Annotated in this window: 11 protein-coding genes; 5 read left to right on the forward strand and 6 right to left on the reverse strand. The window is 65.8% G+C overall.

Going from position 1 to position 15,524, the window contains the following annotated elements; genetic code table 11:
• Positions 1-96: 96 nt before the first annotated feature.
• Together AC4ELS_RS18980 and AC4ELS_RS18985 are read right to left on the reverse strand one after the other, a co-directional pair.
• Positions 97-2,898 (reverse strand): cadherin-like domain-containing protein, encoded by a 2,802-nt coding sequence (locus AC4ELS_RS18980; protein WP_499048602.1) that lies wholly within the window; start codon positions 2,896-2,898, stop codon positions 97-99.
• Between the two features lie 221 nt (positions 2,899-3,119).
• Entirely contained in the window at positions 3,120-5,828 is a 2,709-nt protein-coding gene (locus tag AC4ELS_RS18985; RefSeq protein WP_499048605.1) for a cadherin-like domain-containing protein, read from the reverse strand.
• A 252-nt stretch (positions 5,829-6,080) separates the two neighbouring features.
• Between AC4ELS_RS18985 and AC4ELS_RS18990 the strand changes: the two genes are divergently transcribed.
• Positions 6,081-7,241, forward strand: coding sequence for an ROK family protein (locus AC4ELS_RS18990; protein WP_448444302.1), 1,161 nt, complete (start codon positions 6,081-6,083; stop codon positions 7,239-7,241).
• Positions 7,242-7,272: 31 nt separating this feature from the next.
• The gene (locus tag AC4ELS_RS18995; RefSeq protein WP_064878571.1) at positions 7,273-8,412 is read left to right on the forward strand and encodes an acyl-CoA dehydrogenase family protein; all 1,140 of its coding nucleotides are present in this window, start codon (positions 7,273-7,275) and stop codon (positions 8,410-8,412) included.
• Here AC4ELS_RS18995 and AC4ELS_RS19000 read toward each other — a convergent pair.
• Positions 8,387-9,301 (reverse strand): alpha/beta fold hydrolase, encoded by a 915-nt coding sequence (locus AC4ELS_RS19000; RefSeq protein ID WP_448444306.1) that lies wholly within the window; start codon positions 9,299-9,301, stop codon positions 8,387-8,389. The genes AC4ELS_RS18995 and AC4ELS_RS19000 overlap by 26 nt on opposite strands.
• A gap of 91 nt (positions 9,302-9,392) precedes the next feature.
• On the opposite strand from AC4ELS_RS19000, the gene AC4ELS_RS19005 reads away from it, so the two are divergent.
• Entirely contained in the window at positions 9,393-11,006 is a 1,614-nt protein-coding gene (locus tag AC4ELS_RS19005; protein WP_448444308.1) for an LCP family protein, read from the forward strand.
• 6 nt (positions 11,007-11,012) lie between these two features.
• Here AC4ELS_RS19005 and AC4ELS_RS19010 read toward each other — a convergent pair whose 3' ends face one another.
• Positions 11,013-12,179, reverse strand: a complete 1,167-nt coding sequence (locus AC4ELS_RS19010; RefSeq protein WP_064957575.1) for a sensor histidine kinase — start codon at positions 12,177-12,179, stop codon at positions 11,013-11,015.
• A 1-nt stretch (position 12,180) separates the two neighbouring features.
• Positions 12,181-12,831 (reverse strand): response regulator, encoded by a 651-nt coding sequence (locus tag AC4ELS_RS19015; RefSeq protein ID WP_064878581.1) that lies wholly within the window; start codon positions 12,829-12,831, stop codon positions 12,181-12,183.
• 42 nt (positions 12,832-12,873) lie between these two features.
• Between AC4ELS_RS19015 and AC4ELS_RS19020 the strand changes: the two genes are divergently transcribed.
• A complete protein-coding gene (locus AC4ELS_RS19020) occupies positions 12,874-13,755 on the forward strand; it encodes a LysR family transcriptional regulator (RefSeq protein WP_064878583.1) in 882 nt (293 codons plus the stop codon).
• Positions 13,756-13,801: 46 nt separating this feature from the next.
• Positions 13,802-15,049 (forward strand): MFS transporter, encoded by a 1,248-nt coding sequence (locus AC4ELS_RS19025; protein ID WP_499048610.1) that lies wholly within the window; start codon positions 13,802-13,804, stop codon positions 15,047-15,049.
• Here the strand turns inward: AC4ELS_RS19025 and AC4ELS_RS19030 are convergent.
• The gene (locus AC4ELS_RS19030) at positions 14,995-15,480 is read right to left on the reverse strand and encodes a nuclear transport factor 2 family protein (RefSeq protein WP_499048613.1); all 486 of its coding nucleotides are present in this window, start codon (positions 15,478-15,480) and stop codon (positions 14,995-14,997) included. The two genes, AC4ELS_RS19025 and AC4ELS_RS19030, sit on opposite strands and share 55 nt — an antisense overlap.
• Positions 15,481-15,524 lie beyond the last annotated feature (44 nt).

The raw sequence follows: 15,524 nt of genomic DNA on the forward strand, positions 1-15,524 counted from the left end.
GGCTCACGACACTGTGACGATCGTGCAGGAAATCCATGCCATTTGGCGAATTTTCGCCGAAAGCCTGCACGTTCGTCACAGCGCTCGCCGACACAACTACATATTCGCCCTGTCCTCGTCGATCCTGTCCTGATCGTTGACACTCTTTACGTCACCGTCGAGGTCAGAGGTGATGTGGCCGGTCATCGTTCGCTGGAGCTTGTTGATGGTGGCGTCCGCCTTGAGGTATCCGGTGTGTTCGCCTGTCACCGTGATGTCGGCGAGGTAGCGGATGGATGACTGACTGGCGGTGGTGTCGGTCGACTCGGTGCCGTTGAGGATCATTCCCTGCTCGTTGACGTAATCGGTGTAGGTGACGGTGCGGACGATGTGGCCGGTCGTCGGATCGGTGGACTCGCTGACCACCGCGGTACCACCGCCGGCCCCGGCATAGGTGCCGGTGGGAGGCAGCGGGGCCGCGCTGGGAACGTAGGTCTTGAGTTCGGGGGCCCACGTCGGGTCCGGCGTCGTCCGGTCGCCGGCCACCGGGCCGACGCTGGTCGTGTAATTCAGATTGGCGATCACCAGTCGGGATTCGCCGGTGGGGCTGGCCTCCCAGAACGTGACTGCATCGCCGGTGTTGTTCCAGCTCGCCATGCTGCGGGCGGTGTATCCGTCGCCGTCGACGAACAGCGGGATTCCGTTCTCGCCCTCAAGGTCATCCTCGACGGCCAGTGCCCACTCCTGGTTCGAGATGTTCGTTCCATCCCCGGTACCTCGGTAAGCCTCGTACACCGCGCCCTGGATGTCTGCCGGCAGGAACGCCGGCCGCACGATCCGCGACATCGGTGTCAGCGCGTCGTACCCACGGGTGCTTCCGACCGCGATCCACTGTTCATTGGGCGAGAGGTCGATGTCCTCGTCGTAGTCGAGGTTGCCGGTCAGGCGGGTCACTTCGCCCGTCTCGAGGTCGACGACGATGTCGTCGACGTTCCCGGCCTCATACCGCCCACCGAGGATGATCACCCCTTTGCCGTCGGGGGTCCACTGCTTGCCCTCGCCGACCGGGTAAACCACACGGGCGTCGGCGATCTCGTAGCCGGCGTCGGTACGCTCCAGCCTGCCGACGATCGGCACGGCGGTGATAAGACCTTGCGGGGTCATCTGGATCTGGCTGAACAGCACGTGTGTCCCGTCGGGCGAGATCCGCATCTCGCGCTGCGGATCGAGGACGCGCGCCCCCGCCGGGGGTGTGATGACCGGAACGAGCTGCTTGCCGTCGGCCGTCTCCTCGTAGACCACATAGGAGTTCGGACTTGTCGTGACCTGGACCATCAGTCGCCCCGAACCATCTTGGAAGGGAACAACCCTACCGAGGCCGCCGGTGACCTCAGTCGACACACCACAGGTGATGCACTCGACTTCGTTGCCGTCGACGCTGATCCGGTAGATCTCCTGGCGGCCCCCTTCGGCCGGTGTGGCCCCGAAGTAGATGGACTGGCCGTCTTCCGAAAACCGCGGGGTGTTCGGGTTCTTGATGCCGTCAGGCAGGTTCAGGATCACCCGCTCGACGGTGGGGTTGAGCACCGTGACGTCGATGTCGTTCTGAGCGGTGCGTGGTTTGAACAGCGCCAACAGGTTGACCTTGTTCCCGTCAGTGACCGACACGGTGAACGAATCCATCTGCGCCGCATCGTAATCAATATCGTCCGGGGTGTAGGTGAATTCCCCGGTCTCCTGGTCGATCGTCACCGTGCCGTATTTCGGCTGCTCGGTCACCGTGTAGGTCAACTCGTCACCTTCGGCGTCGGTCACACCGATATTGCCGGTGACGGTCTGACCGGTCTGCACTGTGGTGGTCGGGCTGCTGACCACCGGCGCCTGGTTGAACAGATTGCGCCGAACCCACCCCAACACCGCCCACGCCATCGGGGTGAAGGGCTCAGGTGAATCCGGAGACGGTGCCAGGAACGGGTTGAGCAGATTCGCCACAATCCCGTTGAGCACCCCCGCCGGATCGGTAGGGGTGGCCACCTGACCCCTCGGCGCCACCGCAGCCGTGGCAATCTGCACATTCGCCGCACTCGACACTGCCGGCGTCCTGGCCTCGCGCGCAGTAGCCGCCGGCATCGGCGCGTCGAGCTTCTGGCTCAGCTGCTCCGAAAGCTTCTCGCTGATCGACCCCGTTACCTGCTCGACCCGCTCAGTCACCTCCTTGGCTTTCGCCAGCGACCGCTCGAGGGTGGCGCTGAGCTTGACCGGCCCGAGCGGAGCCGCGGTCTTCGAATCGGCGTCCGCCACAGCATCCGCGGCCCGAGGCGACGTGACGTCGGGCAGCGAGACTTCCGGCAACGAGACTTCCGGCAGCGAGAGCGACGGCAGCGACAACTCCGGCTTCTCCGTGCCGTCGTTGCGGGTCAGCACGCTCTCGCGCACCCTGTCCGGTATCGACGACAACGCCTGCAGGTGCGCATCGATCGCTCCGGCGAGTCCCTCCGGCCGACCCGGCTCCTTCTGTGCCCCACCGCTACTGCTGATCGTCACCCCGGGTGCCAACTCCTTGGTCGATGACGTCTCGCCGACGACCTTCGGCTTGGTGGTCTTCTTGGCCCAACTCTTACGGGGACCGTTCGACGATCTGCCCTTGCCCGGTGAGCTCTCGCCCGACGCACCGGCAGATGACGGCCCCGTCGAGGTCTCACCAGCCGCCGAGCTCGCGGAGGTCGACGTCGACGAATCCGAGGAGGAGGTGCCGGTCGAGTCGGCCGCGGCGACGCCGTATCCGGAGGCGACGGCCGCGACCAACCAACCAGTCACCACGATGCCGCTGTAGGCACCGATACGCCCGGTGGCCTGAAGTGTCCGGCGAGATGGAGGGGCAGTGAATTGCGGATTGAAGAGCGGATTGACAACAGTCATGGCGTGACTCCAGTTGCCCTGTGGGCAGGTTTAATTGGGTTGACGAATTTAATCACAGCACTTTTCTTGACGACCGGAAGCCGATTGACAGAATTGGCCAGATGTCAGAATGTACGACGGAGCTGAGCTTGAATCCTTTGCACGCCAACCACTCCGGCGCGTCCACTTGAGTGAACTGGCCGGAGTGGTCGAGGCGAAGGGGTAGTACGGACCGTCGACGCCTACACGTTCTGCTGCGCTTCGTTGATCGCGTTCTGGTCCAAGATGCTCTGCACGTCGCCGTCGACATCGGAGGTGATGTACCCGCTGTATGTCTGCCGGTTGGTGATGGTGGCATCGCCCTTGAGGTAGCCGGTGTGCGTCCCGGTCACGCTGACGTCGGCGGTGTAGTGGATGTACAACTGGTTGGCCGTGGAGTCGGTGGCCTCGGTGCCGTTGAGGATCATCCCGTCCTCGTTGACATAGTCGGTGTAGGTGACAGTGCGGATCGTGTGCCCCGGATTCGTCGTGTCCGCGGCCTCGCTGACCACCGCGGTGCCCCCACCCGCGCCGGCATAGGTACCGGTCGGTGGAAGTTCCGGCGCGCTGGGAACGTAGGTGCTCAGTTTGGGCAGCGTCGACGACAATTCCGGAGTCTTGTTATCGCCTTGGAGGGGGCCCACACTCGTCGTGTATTTCAGGTTGGCAATGACCAACCGGGTGTCCGTTGGGTCTTCGTTGCTCTGTTCCCAGAACGCAACTGCCGTTCCGTCGTTGTTCCAACCGGGCATGCTTTGACCGGCGTACCCGTCACCTTCGACGATCAGCGGGAGACCGTTCTCCCTCTCAAGCTCGTCTCCGACTGCGATCACCCAGGCCTGATTGGAGACATTCACCGGAGACGCATAGGCGTTGTAGACCGGTCCGACGATGTAGGCGGGCAGGAATGCCGGCCGTGCGATCCGCGACATCGGGGTGAGGGCGTTCAACCCCCGCGTGCTTCCGGTGACGATCCACTGTTCGTTGGGCGATTCGAAGACGTTCTCCTCGTAGTCGAGACCAGCTGTCTCACGGGTGATGTTCCCGGTGGCGAGATCGACCTTGATGGCGTCGACATTGCCAGCGTCGTACTGTCCGCCCATGATGATCACGCTCTTGCCGTCGGGCGTCCAAGACTTACCCTCGCCATAGGGAGCAACCACACGTGCGTCGTCGATCACGTACCCGTTGTCCGTGCGGACCAGCTTGCCAACGACTGGAACGATTGCCACGTAACCGTTGGTGCCCAATTCAAGTCGGCTGAACAACACGTGGGTCCCGTCGGGCGAGATCTTCATTTCGCGTTGCCGGTCAACGACATATGTCGGACTGTCCGGCGTAGTGAGGGGAACCAGTTCCCTTCCGTTCACACCGTCTTCCAGAACCGCATAGGTGTACGAACCTGTGCTGGACGTAACCCGGATCAGCACCCGGCCCGATCCGTCTTCGAATGGAAGCGGTTTCTGCAGATCGTCGGTAACGCTCGTCGTGACACCACAAGTCAAGCATCGAAGGTCGGTGCCATCGATGTTCATCTGGTACACCTCGTCGCGACCGCCGGCTACGGGTGTGGCCCCGAAGTAGATCGATTTGCCGTCCGCGGAGAACCTCGGCCGGTTCGGGTTGGTGATGTCGTCGGGAAGATCCAGGATCACCCGCTCTACAGCCGGGCTGAGCACCGTGACATCGACGTCTTTCTGAGCAGTGCGGGGTTTGAACAGAGCCAACAGGTTGATCTTGTCGCCGTCGGTGACCGACACGGTGAACGTATCTGTCTGCGCCGCCACGTAATTGATGTCATCCGGAGTGTAGGTGAATTCACCGGTCTCCTGATCGATGGTCACCGTGCCGTGCTGCGGCTGTTGGGTCACGGTGTAGGTCAACGCGTCACCCTCGGCATCGGTCACCCCGATATTGCCGGTCACCGTCTGACCCGCCTGCACCGTCGTCGTCGGATTACTCACCACCGGCGCCTGATTGAACAGATTGCGCCGAACCCACCCCAACACCGCCCACGCCATCGGCGTAAACGGCTCCGGAGAATCCGGCGACGGCGCCAGGAACGGATTCAACAGATTCGTGACAATCCCGTTGAGCACCCCCGCCGCATCCTCGACAGGGTTGGCCACCGGATTCTTCGGAGCCACCACCGCAGCCGTCGCGACCTGAACATCACTCGCTGTCGACACCGCAAGCGCCTTGGCCTCATACACCGTAGAAGCCGGCTTCGGCTCGGCGAGCTTGTCGGCGATCTCCTCCGACACCTTCTCGGAGATCACACCGGTCACTCGCTCCACCCGGTCAAGCGACTGCTTCACCCTGTCACCGAGTTTCACCTGACTCGGTGACGCCAAGGGCTGCGCGGTATCCGAGACGTGTGACATCTCCACGTCTGTTGCCGGTCGTTCCGGCGCGTTCTTGATCCCCGGCAGATCCAAGACGGTCGATCGGACCTTGTCGGCTATCGACGACACCACCTCCAGCGGCTGGTCAACAGTCGTGGCGGGCACCGATGGCACGGGTCCCGACGCAGGAACTGCCATGCCGGAACTGGCCGATTCCTCCTGAGCCCCAATGCTGGTCACTGCCTCGTCTGCGGTGTCGCGTGCCCCTCCACTGCTGCTCACCGTCACTCCGGGCGCCAGTTCCTTGGTCGTGGCCGTCTTGCCCGGCCTCTTCGACCCGCCGGCTTTCTGCCTCCAATCCTTGCCAAGACCGAGTGACGGCGGCCCACTCTTTCTCGGCTTGGAAGCGACGCCCTTCGCGGACCCGGACTCAGGCTTGGCCGCCGTTGCCCCGCGGGACGAGTCACCAGAGGACGCCGACGTCGAGGAATCCGATGCCGAACCGGTCGTGTCGGCCGCGGCGACGCCATAGCCGCTGGCTACCGCGGCGACCAGCCATCCCGCCACCACGACACCGCTGTACGCGCCGATCCTCGCGGTAGTTTGAGTTGTTCTCCGAGACGCGGCCGACCGGGCCGACGTGCTCGACGAAGACGAGGCGAACAGGGGGTTGATGAGGGGATTACTAGCGGTCATGGCCTGGCTCCGATGCCCTAGGTACCTATTTAATTTCTGTGACGAACTTAATAGCAGCCGCCTTACGACGCCGTCAAGGAGGTTCCGCTGAAGCGGTCAGAATCAGCGCGCCGGGAAAAGCAGGTGTTGCACCTGCTGCACCGCCAGCGCGTCGTCCACCTGTTGCGGACCGAGGGTCCGCTCGCTCGAGCCGATCTGGCTGATCGCCTCGGGCTGAGCCGTCCCTCCATCACCACCCTCGTCGGTGAGCTGATCGAGGACGGCACCCTGGTCGAACTGGATTCCCGCGTCGAGGGTCCGGGTTACCGCGGCCGGCCTCGCAAACTTCTCGGCTGCAATCCGCACGCACGTCGGGTCCTCGGAATCTGGATAGACGAACGTCGCGCACGTATCGCCGTCGCCGACGCAACGGGCAACATCACCCACGAAGATGAGACACCCACGGCAGGCAGAGCGGCCGCGTCGGTGATCCGCTCGATCATCCGGATCGCCAAACAGCTGATCGAGGACCCCGCGGTGGAATCCGTCGCCGCCGCGGGCATCTGCATACCCGGATTCATCGACAGCACAACCGGATTCGTCGTGGAATCCAAGTCGCTCGGGTGGTCCGAGGTAGAGCTGGGCCAACCCATCTCGCACGCCCTCGGAGTACCGACCGCCGTTTTGGATTCGACCCAGGCCATGACGCTTGCCGAAACGATTGCCGGCGAAGCCCGAGAGGTGCGCTCCGCGCTACTCCTCGATTGCGGAGGCCACGTGAACGTCGGGCTGATCATCGGCGGACGGCCGTATTCCGGCGCCACCGGCGTCGCCGGAGCTGTCGGGCACATGCCGATCGCGGGGAGCAACGCGCAATGCCTTTGCGGCAGAACCGGTTGCGTAAACGCCGAAATGTCACTGCACGCCATGCAACCCGTCGCCCCGCACACCGAAGGTGTGCCCCTGAAGGACATCGACCTCGACGCAGTCGCGCAGGAAACGAGCCGGAACCCGGCCGCCCAGAAGATCATCCGCGATGTGATCGACCGGATCGCGCACACCGCGATCCTCATGGAAGCACTCATTGACCCGGAGATCCTGATCCTGTCCGGGCTCATCACCGAGTTCGAGGAACTCATCGTCGCCCTCGAAGCGCGTATCGACGAGATCAGACCACCCGAGAGGCGTGGCCGCACCGCCACCGTGCGCTCGCAGATCGGCCGCGACTACCGGGTGGCCGTCATCGTGGCCCTGCAGCAACTCGATCCCGACATCGCCGGACTGCTGCAAACCCCCAGCCCGTGACCTGCCGCCCGGAAAACTAGGATGTGCAAGTATGCCGGTTGACCGCCTCCTGCCCTCGGACGACGCTCGCGACCTGATCGCGCTGACCCGCGATGTCGCCGACAAGGTCCTCGACCCGATCGTCGACGAGTACGAACGCGACGAGAAGTACCCCGAAGGCGTCATGGCCCAGCTCGGCGCGGCCGGGCTGTTGAGCCTGCCCCAGCCCGAGGAGTGGGGTGGCGGTGGCCAGCCCTACGAGGTCTACCTGCAGGTTCTCGAGGAGATCGCGGCGCGGTGGGCCGCGATCGGCGTCGCGGTCAGCGTGCACAGTCTCTCGTCGCACCCGCTGCTGGCCTACGGCACCGAGGAACAGAAGCAGCGCTGGCTGCCCGGCATGCTCGCCGGTGACCAGATCGGTGCCTACAGCCTGTCCGAACCGCAGGCCGGATCCGACGCCGCCGCCCTGAACTGCAAGGCCACCCGCGACGGCGACAGCTACGTCCTCAACGGCTCCAAGGCGTGGATCACCCACGGCGGGAAGGCCGATTTCTACACGCTGTTCGCCCGGTCCGGAGAAGGTTCGAAGGGCATCTCGTGCTTCCTGGTCCCCGCCGATCTCGACGGCCTGAGCTTCGGGAAACCCGAGGAGAAGATGGGTCTGCACGCCGTGCCCACCACCTCGGCGTTCTACGACAATGCCCGCCTGCCCGCCGACCGGCTGATCGGCACCGAGGGGCAGGGACTGTCGATCGCGTTCTCCGCGTTGGACTCCGGCCGCCTCGGCATCGCCGCGGTCGCGGTCGGCATCGCGCAGGCCGCCCTGGACGAAGCCGTCCGCTATGCCAACGAGCGCACCACGTTCGGCCGCAAGATCGTCGACCATCAGGGCCTCGGGTTCCTGCTCGCCGACATGGCCGCCGCAGTGGTCAGCGCCCGCGCCACCTACCTGGATGCCGCGCGCCGCCGCGATCTCGGGCTGCCCTACTCGTCACAGGCCAGCGTCGCGAAACTGATCGCCACCGATGCCGCCATGAAGGTCACCACCGACGCGGTGCAGGTGTTCGGCGGTGTCGGCTACACCCGCGACTTCCGGGTCGAACGCTTCATGCGGGAAGCCAAGATCACCCAGATCTTCGAAGGCACCAATCAGATTCAGCGCCTGGTCATCTCGCGGGGGCTGGGGTCCTGACGAAGCCGGTCACGGCAGCCAGGAACTGATCGGGCTGCTCGACCATCGGCGAATGTCCGGACCCTTTGATCACCACGGGCGGCAACCCAACCGCGGTGTAACGCTGGACATTGGGCGCTGTCGGGGTCAGCACGTCCTCGTCACCCCAGAGCACCAGTACCGGCTTGTGCAGTGCGGCAAGCGTTTCCGCAGTCGGGTGTGGACCGTCCTTCGAGTCGCACAGGCCGGTGTAGGTGAGCCGCTCCAACGAGCGGTGAGCATAGCCGGGCACCGGGTAGTCCGCGGCAAACCCGGTCTGCAGTGAACTCTCGCTGATCGCGTCGACGCCGCGGACAAGATCCATCGCCGGCCCGATCACCGGCCAGCACACCATTTGTCCGAGCAGCGGCATGCTGACCAGATCGTCCGATCCCGGGGTGTCCGAGACCACGACGCGCTCCACCAGGTCGGGATACTGCCGGGCCAGCTCGGCCGAGACCGCTCCGCCCATCGAATGGCCGATCAGCACCGCGTGACGCACACCGAGCGCCACGAGCGCGTTGCGCACCGCCGTGGCCTGCGCATCCGAACGGTAGGCGGCGCCGGCGGCGGGCGCCTCCGAGCCGCCGTGACCGACCAGATCGATCGCGATCACCCGCTGGTCCCGGGCCAGCTGCGGGGCCACCTTCTCCCACCACTCCATGGAGGCCGAGTACCCGTGCAGCAACACCACCGCGCGTTCCCCCGGCGGCCCGTACTCACGCACGTTGAGGTCGGGACCGTCCAGTTCCAGCACGTGCCCGCCGCCGAACGACTCGGCCCGATGGTGCTCCTTGGTCGCCGCCAGTTCATTCAGCAGCAACGCCACCACAGCCAACAGCAGCACGACGACGGCGATGCGCAATTTCATCCTGCGCACGCTAATGCCAAGACGTCGGCACTGACCAGCAATTTTCCCCGGTGGAACGAGTCTCAGCGAACGGCCCCATAATGACAGGGCAATGAACACACCTGCCCACACCGCCGGCGTCCCCCGGCACCGTATGCCGCGTCGGGGCGTGCGGGCCGCTCGCCGCGCCGCAGTCGGCCTGGTGGCGGCATCCGTGGTGGCCGGTACCGGTGCGGGCTGGGTGACCTACCACGGGGCCCTGGACGGCATCACCACCTCCAACGCTCTGGACGGTGGGCCGATGTCGGCCGGCGACACCGAGAACATCCTGATCATGGGGTTGGACAGCCGGTTGGATCAGCACGGCAACCCGCTGCCCGAGGATGTCTACCAGGCCCTCCACGCCGGCGACGAGACTGTCGGCGGCTACAACGCCAACGTGCTGATCGTGGTGCACCTGCCCGGTGACGGCGGCCCGGCCACCGCGTTCTCGATTCCGCGCGACGACTATGTGGACCTGGCCGGGTGCGATGTCTCGCCGTGCAAGGGCAAGGTCAAACAGGCCTACGGTTGGGCCTATCAGCGCGAGATGGAATCGCTGGAGGCTGACTCCGAGAACCCGTCGGCGAATGAGCAGCAGGCCCGTGAGGCGGGCCGCAAGGCGGAGATCGCCACGGTCCGCAACCTGCTCGGCATCCCGATCGACCATTTCGTCGAGGTCACCCTCGGCGCGTTCTTCGAGATCGCCAAGGCCGTGTCACCGATCACGGTCTGCCTCAACGCCGACACCTCAGATCCGTACTCGGGGGCCGACTTCCACCAGGGCGTCCAGGAGATCGACGCAGCCCAGGCGATGGCCTTCGTGCGTCAGCGTCGCGATATCAACGACGAGAACTTCACCGACCTCGACCGCACCCGCCGTCAGCAGGCCTTCATCGCGGCGCTGGTGTCGGCGCTGGGCCACAGCGGAACGCTGAACAGCCCAACCGGACTGCGCAGCCTGCTGAACGTGGTCAAGCAGAACGTCGCGTTGGACGCCGGATTCGACCTGCCCAGTTTCGCCCGACGGGCCTCCGCGCTGACCGACAAACCACCGACGCTCTACACGCTGCCGATCAAGGAGTTCAGCCAGAATTCCTACGGCGAGGACATCAACCTCGTCGATGTGCCGACGATCCGCAAGATCGTGCACGACCTCGTCTCCAAGGACGACGCCGCGTCGTCGTCGGCACCCACCAGCAAGGCTCAGACGCTCAACGGCCACGGTGCGGTGCTCGACGTGATCAATGCGTCGACCTACAGCGGACTGGCTGCCCAGCTCGAAACGACCTTCGGCGCACACGGATTCACCGAGGGGCAGATCGGTGACGGCGAATCACTGGCCGCCACCACCACGATCGACTACGGGACCGGCGCCGAGGCCGCTGCTCAATCGTTGGCCGACGAGCTCGGCGTGATCGCGAACCCGTCGTCCGAAGTGGTGGCCGGCACCGTTCAGCTGACGCTGGGGACCGATTTCCCCGGCGACGAATACCTGTCGGGATCGAGCGATGCGACGTCTGAGTCCGGGTCGGACTCCACCTGGGACTCCAGCAGCGAGACGACGGAAGAGACCACGCCCAGCACGCCGGTGACGACGGTGGCCGCCACCGCGACCGGTACCTACACCCCGGCCCCCACTGACCTGAGCCAGATGAAGGTCTCCGGCATTCCCTGCGTGAAATAGCCGCGGCTACAGCGTGACCCGGACCTGGGTGCCGAACCCGGGCTCTGAGCTGATCGCCATCGAGCCGCCCATGGCATCGATGCGCACCTGCAGTGAGGCCAGCCCGATGTGTCCCTCGGCCACAGACTGGCCCAGTATCGCCGGGTCGAATCCCTTGCCGTTGTCCGCCACGGTCAGCACGACGCGCTCCCCCGAACGGTAGAGGCCGACGGAAATCGTGGTCGCCCCGGCATGTTTGTTGATGTTGGCCAGCAGTTCGCGCGCGGCGCGGTACAACAGCGCCTGCCCGTCGGGCTGCCCGACGTCCTCCAGATCTGCCCGCACCGCTATATCTGGCCGAGTTTCGTACTGACGCAACAGTTCCCGCACCGCCGGGGTCAGTCCCAGCTGAGCCAGGACCTGCGGATGCAGTGCGGTGACGGTGGAGCGCAGTCCGACGGCGGTCTCCTGCAGTGCGGCATGGACGCGGTCCAGGCCGGGATCCGGGATGCGTTCGCGGATCTCGTCGAGGTCGAGGCGCGCGGCGAGCAGGGTCTGCAGTGGCCCGTCGTGAAGGTGCTCGGCCAGTTCGGCGTTGCGCAGATCGTCGGCCCGGGTGGATTCCGACACCAACTGGCGACGCACCTCCATCAAGGTCCGTACCCGCGCCGAGCGGCGCGCCAGCACAAATGACAGCGCGGCCGACGCGACCGCGAGCCACGCCAGAAAGCCCACGTGCATGTACACGATGTCGGGCAGGCCGACGTTGTCGTCGCGCTCAGAATACAAGATCCACACCGCGAGATATCCCACTGCGGTGCTGCCGCCGAGCAGTGCGGTCAGCCATGGACGGTCTTGGAACGCAACGGATATGGGCAACAGGAAGAACACCGGTAGCAGCGCCGCGGTGGCTCCGCCCGAGACGGCGCACAGGGCGACCAGCACCAGCACATCCACAGCGGTCGAGGCCCATTCGGCCCACGGCGGCATGGGCCCGCGGAACACCACCACCAGCCACAGCACCGCCACGGCGGCGTAGACGCTCAGGATCACCGCGTACAGGACTGGTAACCAGTGGTCGACGTCCCACACCGAGACCAGCACCACGATCAGACCGATCAGCGGCAGCCGCAGCAGCGCCGAGACCCGCACGGGTTGGGTGGTGAAGAATTCGACGACGCGCCCGCCAGCCATGTCAGTCCAGCAGCCGGCGGCGCATCGCCTCCGCGACTGCCGCGCCCCGATCACTGACGCCCAGCTTCTCGTAGAGGCGCTGCACATGGGTTTTCACGGTCGACGGCGCCAGGAACAGCTGCTTGGCCATGGCCGGGATGGAAAGGCCCTTGGCGATCAGGTCGAGCACCTCACGTTCCCGCGGGCTGAGCACCGGGACGTCGGGTTCGTTGCGACGCCGGATCTCGCCGGCCAACCCGGCCGCCAGGTTCGGGTCGAGAACGTCGCGGCCCTTGGCACACGACAACACGGCGTTCACCAACTCGCTGCGGGTGGACTCCTTGGACAGGAATCCGGCCGCCCCCTGCTGCAACGCGGTGTAGACGATCGCCGACTCGTCGTGCGCGGAGACCAGCAACACGCGGGTGGGCAACTCGTCACGGCTGACCGCGGCCGCCACCTGGGCCCCGTCGAGTTGTGGCATGCGGTAGTCGAGCAGGGCCACCTGCGGCTGGTGGGTCCTGATCAATTCCAGTGCGTCGGCACCGTTGTCGGCCTCGGCCACCACGTCGATCTCGCCGCTGGAGGTCAAGGCGCGCACGACGCCCTCGCGGAACATCGGGTGGTCATCACCCACGACCACCCGCACCTTGGCGACCATGCGACACAGCATGGCACAGGCTGACCGGTGATCAGCGCGTTTAGAGTCGGCGGTATGCATCTGGACGAGCTGCAGTGGTTCGTGGTGCTCGCCGAAACCGAGCATGTCACCGACGCCGCAGCCGAACTCGGCATCAGCCAACCCACCCTGTCGCGCGCACTGGCCAGGCTCGAAGAGCAGGTGGGTGTTCCACTGTTCGATCGGGTGAACCGGCGGCTCCGGCTCAACGCCTACGGGCACATCCTGTTGGAGCACGCCCGCCGCAGTATCAACGAAATCCGTACGGCCACCGAGAGAATCGCCGAGTTACGCGACCCGGATACCGGGACCGTGCGGCTGGCCTTCCTGCATTCGCAGGCCGGCTGGTACGTGCCGGATCTGTTGCGCCGGTTCCGGACCGAGGCTCCGCGGGTGCGCTTCGAGCTGTTCCAGGGCGCGGCCCACGAGATCGTCGAACGCCTGGCCGGCGGTGAAGCCGACCTGGCGATCACTTCGCCGCGCCCCGAGGGCTTTCGCTGGCGCGGACTGTACATGGAGCGGTTGTGCCTGGCCGTACCGCGCGAGCACCGCTTCGCCCGCCGATCCAGGGTCCGGTTGGCAGATGCCGGCGCCGAGCCTTTCATTGCCCTGGCACCCGACTTCGGGTTGCGTCAGCTCACCGACGAACTGTGCGCCGAGGCCGGCATCTCGCCGCCGGTGGTGTTCGAGGCGATGGAGATCCCGACCATGGAAGGGCTGGTGGCCGCCGGTTTCGGGGTCGCGGTGGTCCCGGTACCCCGGGCCGAACGGGCCGAACCCGGAGCCGCGTACGTGCCGCTGTCGGAGAGTTCGGCCAGGCGCCAGATCGGGCTGACGTGGAACGCCGACCGCCCGCTGCCGCCCGCCGCGGCGCGTCTGGCCGAATTTGTCATGCAGAATATTCATGAGCTTGAGTAAACTCATGCATTGGACACATTTTTGCCGACGTCCTACCGTCGGCTGAGTGTCCACCTCCCTGACCTCCGTTGAATGGCGCGGGCATTCCCGTGGCTCAACCGAGTACCGCAGGCTGCTGGCCGCACTGTTCTGCGCCGGCGTCGCGACCTTCGCTCAGCTGTACTCACCCCAGGCCGTACTCCCGCTGATCGCCCACGACATGGGCACCGGCGCCGCGCACGCCGCCTTGACGATCTCGGCCGCCACCGTCGGGCTGGCACTGGGTGTGATCCCGTGGTCCGCTCTGGCCGATCGCATCGGCCGGGTCCAGGCCATGACGATATCCATCACCGCAGCAACGGTTCTCGGCCTGATCGTGCCATTGGCCCCGAGTACCGCGCTGCTGCTGTCCGGTCGGCTGCTCGAAGGGCTGATGCTGGGCGGGGTGCCCGCGGTGGCCATCGCCTACCTCACCGAGGAGATCGACGCCGGGCATGCCGCCCGGGCGGCAGGCACCTACGTCGCGGGCACCACCATCGGCGGATTGGCCGGCCGGCTCGTGACCGGGCCGATCGCCGAGTTCGCCGGATGGCGCGTCGGCGTCCTCGTGGTCGCGGTGTTGTGTGGTCTGTCGGCATTCGCATTCGTCAAGCTCGCCCCGCCGGCGCGGGGGTTCACCCCGGCCCGCAGCCGCAACCTGGGCCGTCGGCTCGCCGAGAACCTCCGCTCACCCCGTCAACTGGTGCTCTACAGCCAGGGCTTCCTGCTGATGGGCGGCTTCGTGGCGATGTACAACTTCCTCGGTTTCCGGCTGATGGCCACCCCGTTCCACCTGCCGCAGACCGTCGTCAGCCTGGTGTTCCTGGCCTACCTGTCGGGCACCTGGGCCTCCGCCCGGGCCGGCGCCGAGGCCAGTCGGTTCGGCCGCAAGACCGTGCTGATCGGCTCGATCGCCACGATGATCGCCGGCGTCGCGATCACGCTGGCCGGCAATGTCTTCGTGGTGCTGATCGGGCTGGTGATCGCCACCGCCGGCTTCTTCGGTGCGCACGCGATCGCCTCGGGTTGGGTGGGTGCCGCCGCCGGGGACGGCAAGGCCCAGGCGTCGTCGCTGTACAACCTCTTCTACTACGCGGGATCCAGCGTCATCGGCTGGGTCGGCGGGCTGGCGTTCGACGCCGCGGGCTGGCCCGCCGTGGCCGGTACCGTGATCGGTCTGGCGGTGGTGGCCGGGGTGCTGGCGTGCACACTCAAGCTCAGCTACCAGAGCTCGATATCCCGGCCGTACTCCTCTTGCGGACGCGGACCGAAGTAGCGCCGCTGCGACTCCTCGATCGCGACATCGTTGATGCTGGCCTCCCGTCGGGCCATCAGCCCCTCTGGGGTGAACTGCCACAACTCATTTCCGTAGCTGCGGTACCACTGGCCCTGGGCGTCGTGCCATTCGTACTGGAACCGCACTGCGATCCGGTCCTCGCTGAAAGACCAGAGCCCCTTCCTCAGCACATAGTCGAGTTCGCGTTCCCACTTGCGGGTCAGGAACGCCACGATCTCCTCGCGCCCGACGATGTGCTCGGCGCGGTTGCGCCAGACGGAATCGGGCGTGTACGCCAGGCTGACCTTCTCCGGGTCACGCGTGTTCCACGCGTCCTCGGCTGCTTGGACCTTCTGGAGAGCTGTTTCGAGAGTGAAGGGCGGGAAGGGCGGGCGGCTTTCGGGTGGGACGGGGGGCGGCGTTCCGGTCATGCCACCTTTCTACCTGTCTAACCATGTGGCTATCGTGGCTGGCA

The organism is Mycobacterium shunyiense, from assembly GCF_058270035.1.

What these genes read in the sequence shown, in the direction of transcription:
- AC4ELS_RS18980 (WP_499048602.1), bottom strand. Translation starts at nt 2,898, where the DNA reads ATGACTGTTGTCAATCCGCTCTTCAATCCGCAATTCACTGCCCCTCCA.
- AC4ELS_RS18995 (WP_064878571.1), top strand. Translation starts at nt 7,273, where the DNA reads ATGCCGGTTGACCGCCTCCTGCCCTCGGACGACGCTCGCGACCTGATC.
- AC4ELS_RS19000 (WP_448444306.1), bottom strand. Translation starts at nt 9,301, where the DNA reads ATGAAATTGCGCATCGCCGTCGTCGTGCTGCTGTTGGCTGTGGTGGCG.
- AC4ELS_RS19005 (WP_448444308.1), top strand. Translation starts at nt 9,393, where the DNA reads ATGAACACACCTGCCCACACCGCCGGCGTCCCCCGGCACCGTATGCCG.
- AC4ELS_RS19010 (WP_064957575.1), bottom strand. Translation starts at nt 12,179, where the DNA reads ATGGCTGGCGGGCGCGTCGTCGAATTCTTCACCACCCAACCCGTGCGG.
- AC4ELS_RS19015 (WP_064878581.1), bottom strand. Translation starts at nt 12,831, where the DNA reads ATGCTGTGTCGCATGGTCGCCAAGGTGCGGGTGGTCGTGGGTGATGAC.
- AC4ELS_RS19020 (WP_064878583.1), top strand. Translation starts at nt 12,874, where the DNA reads ATGCATCTGGACGAGCTGCAGTGGTTCGTGGTGCTCGCCGAAACCGAG.
- AC4ELS_RS19030 (WP_499048613.1), bottom strand. Translation starts at nt 15,480, where the DNA reads ATGACCGGAACGCCGCCCCCCGTCCCACCCGAAAGCCGCCCGCCCTTC.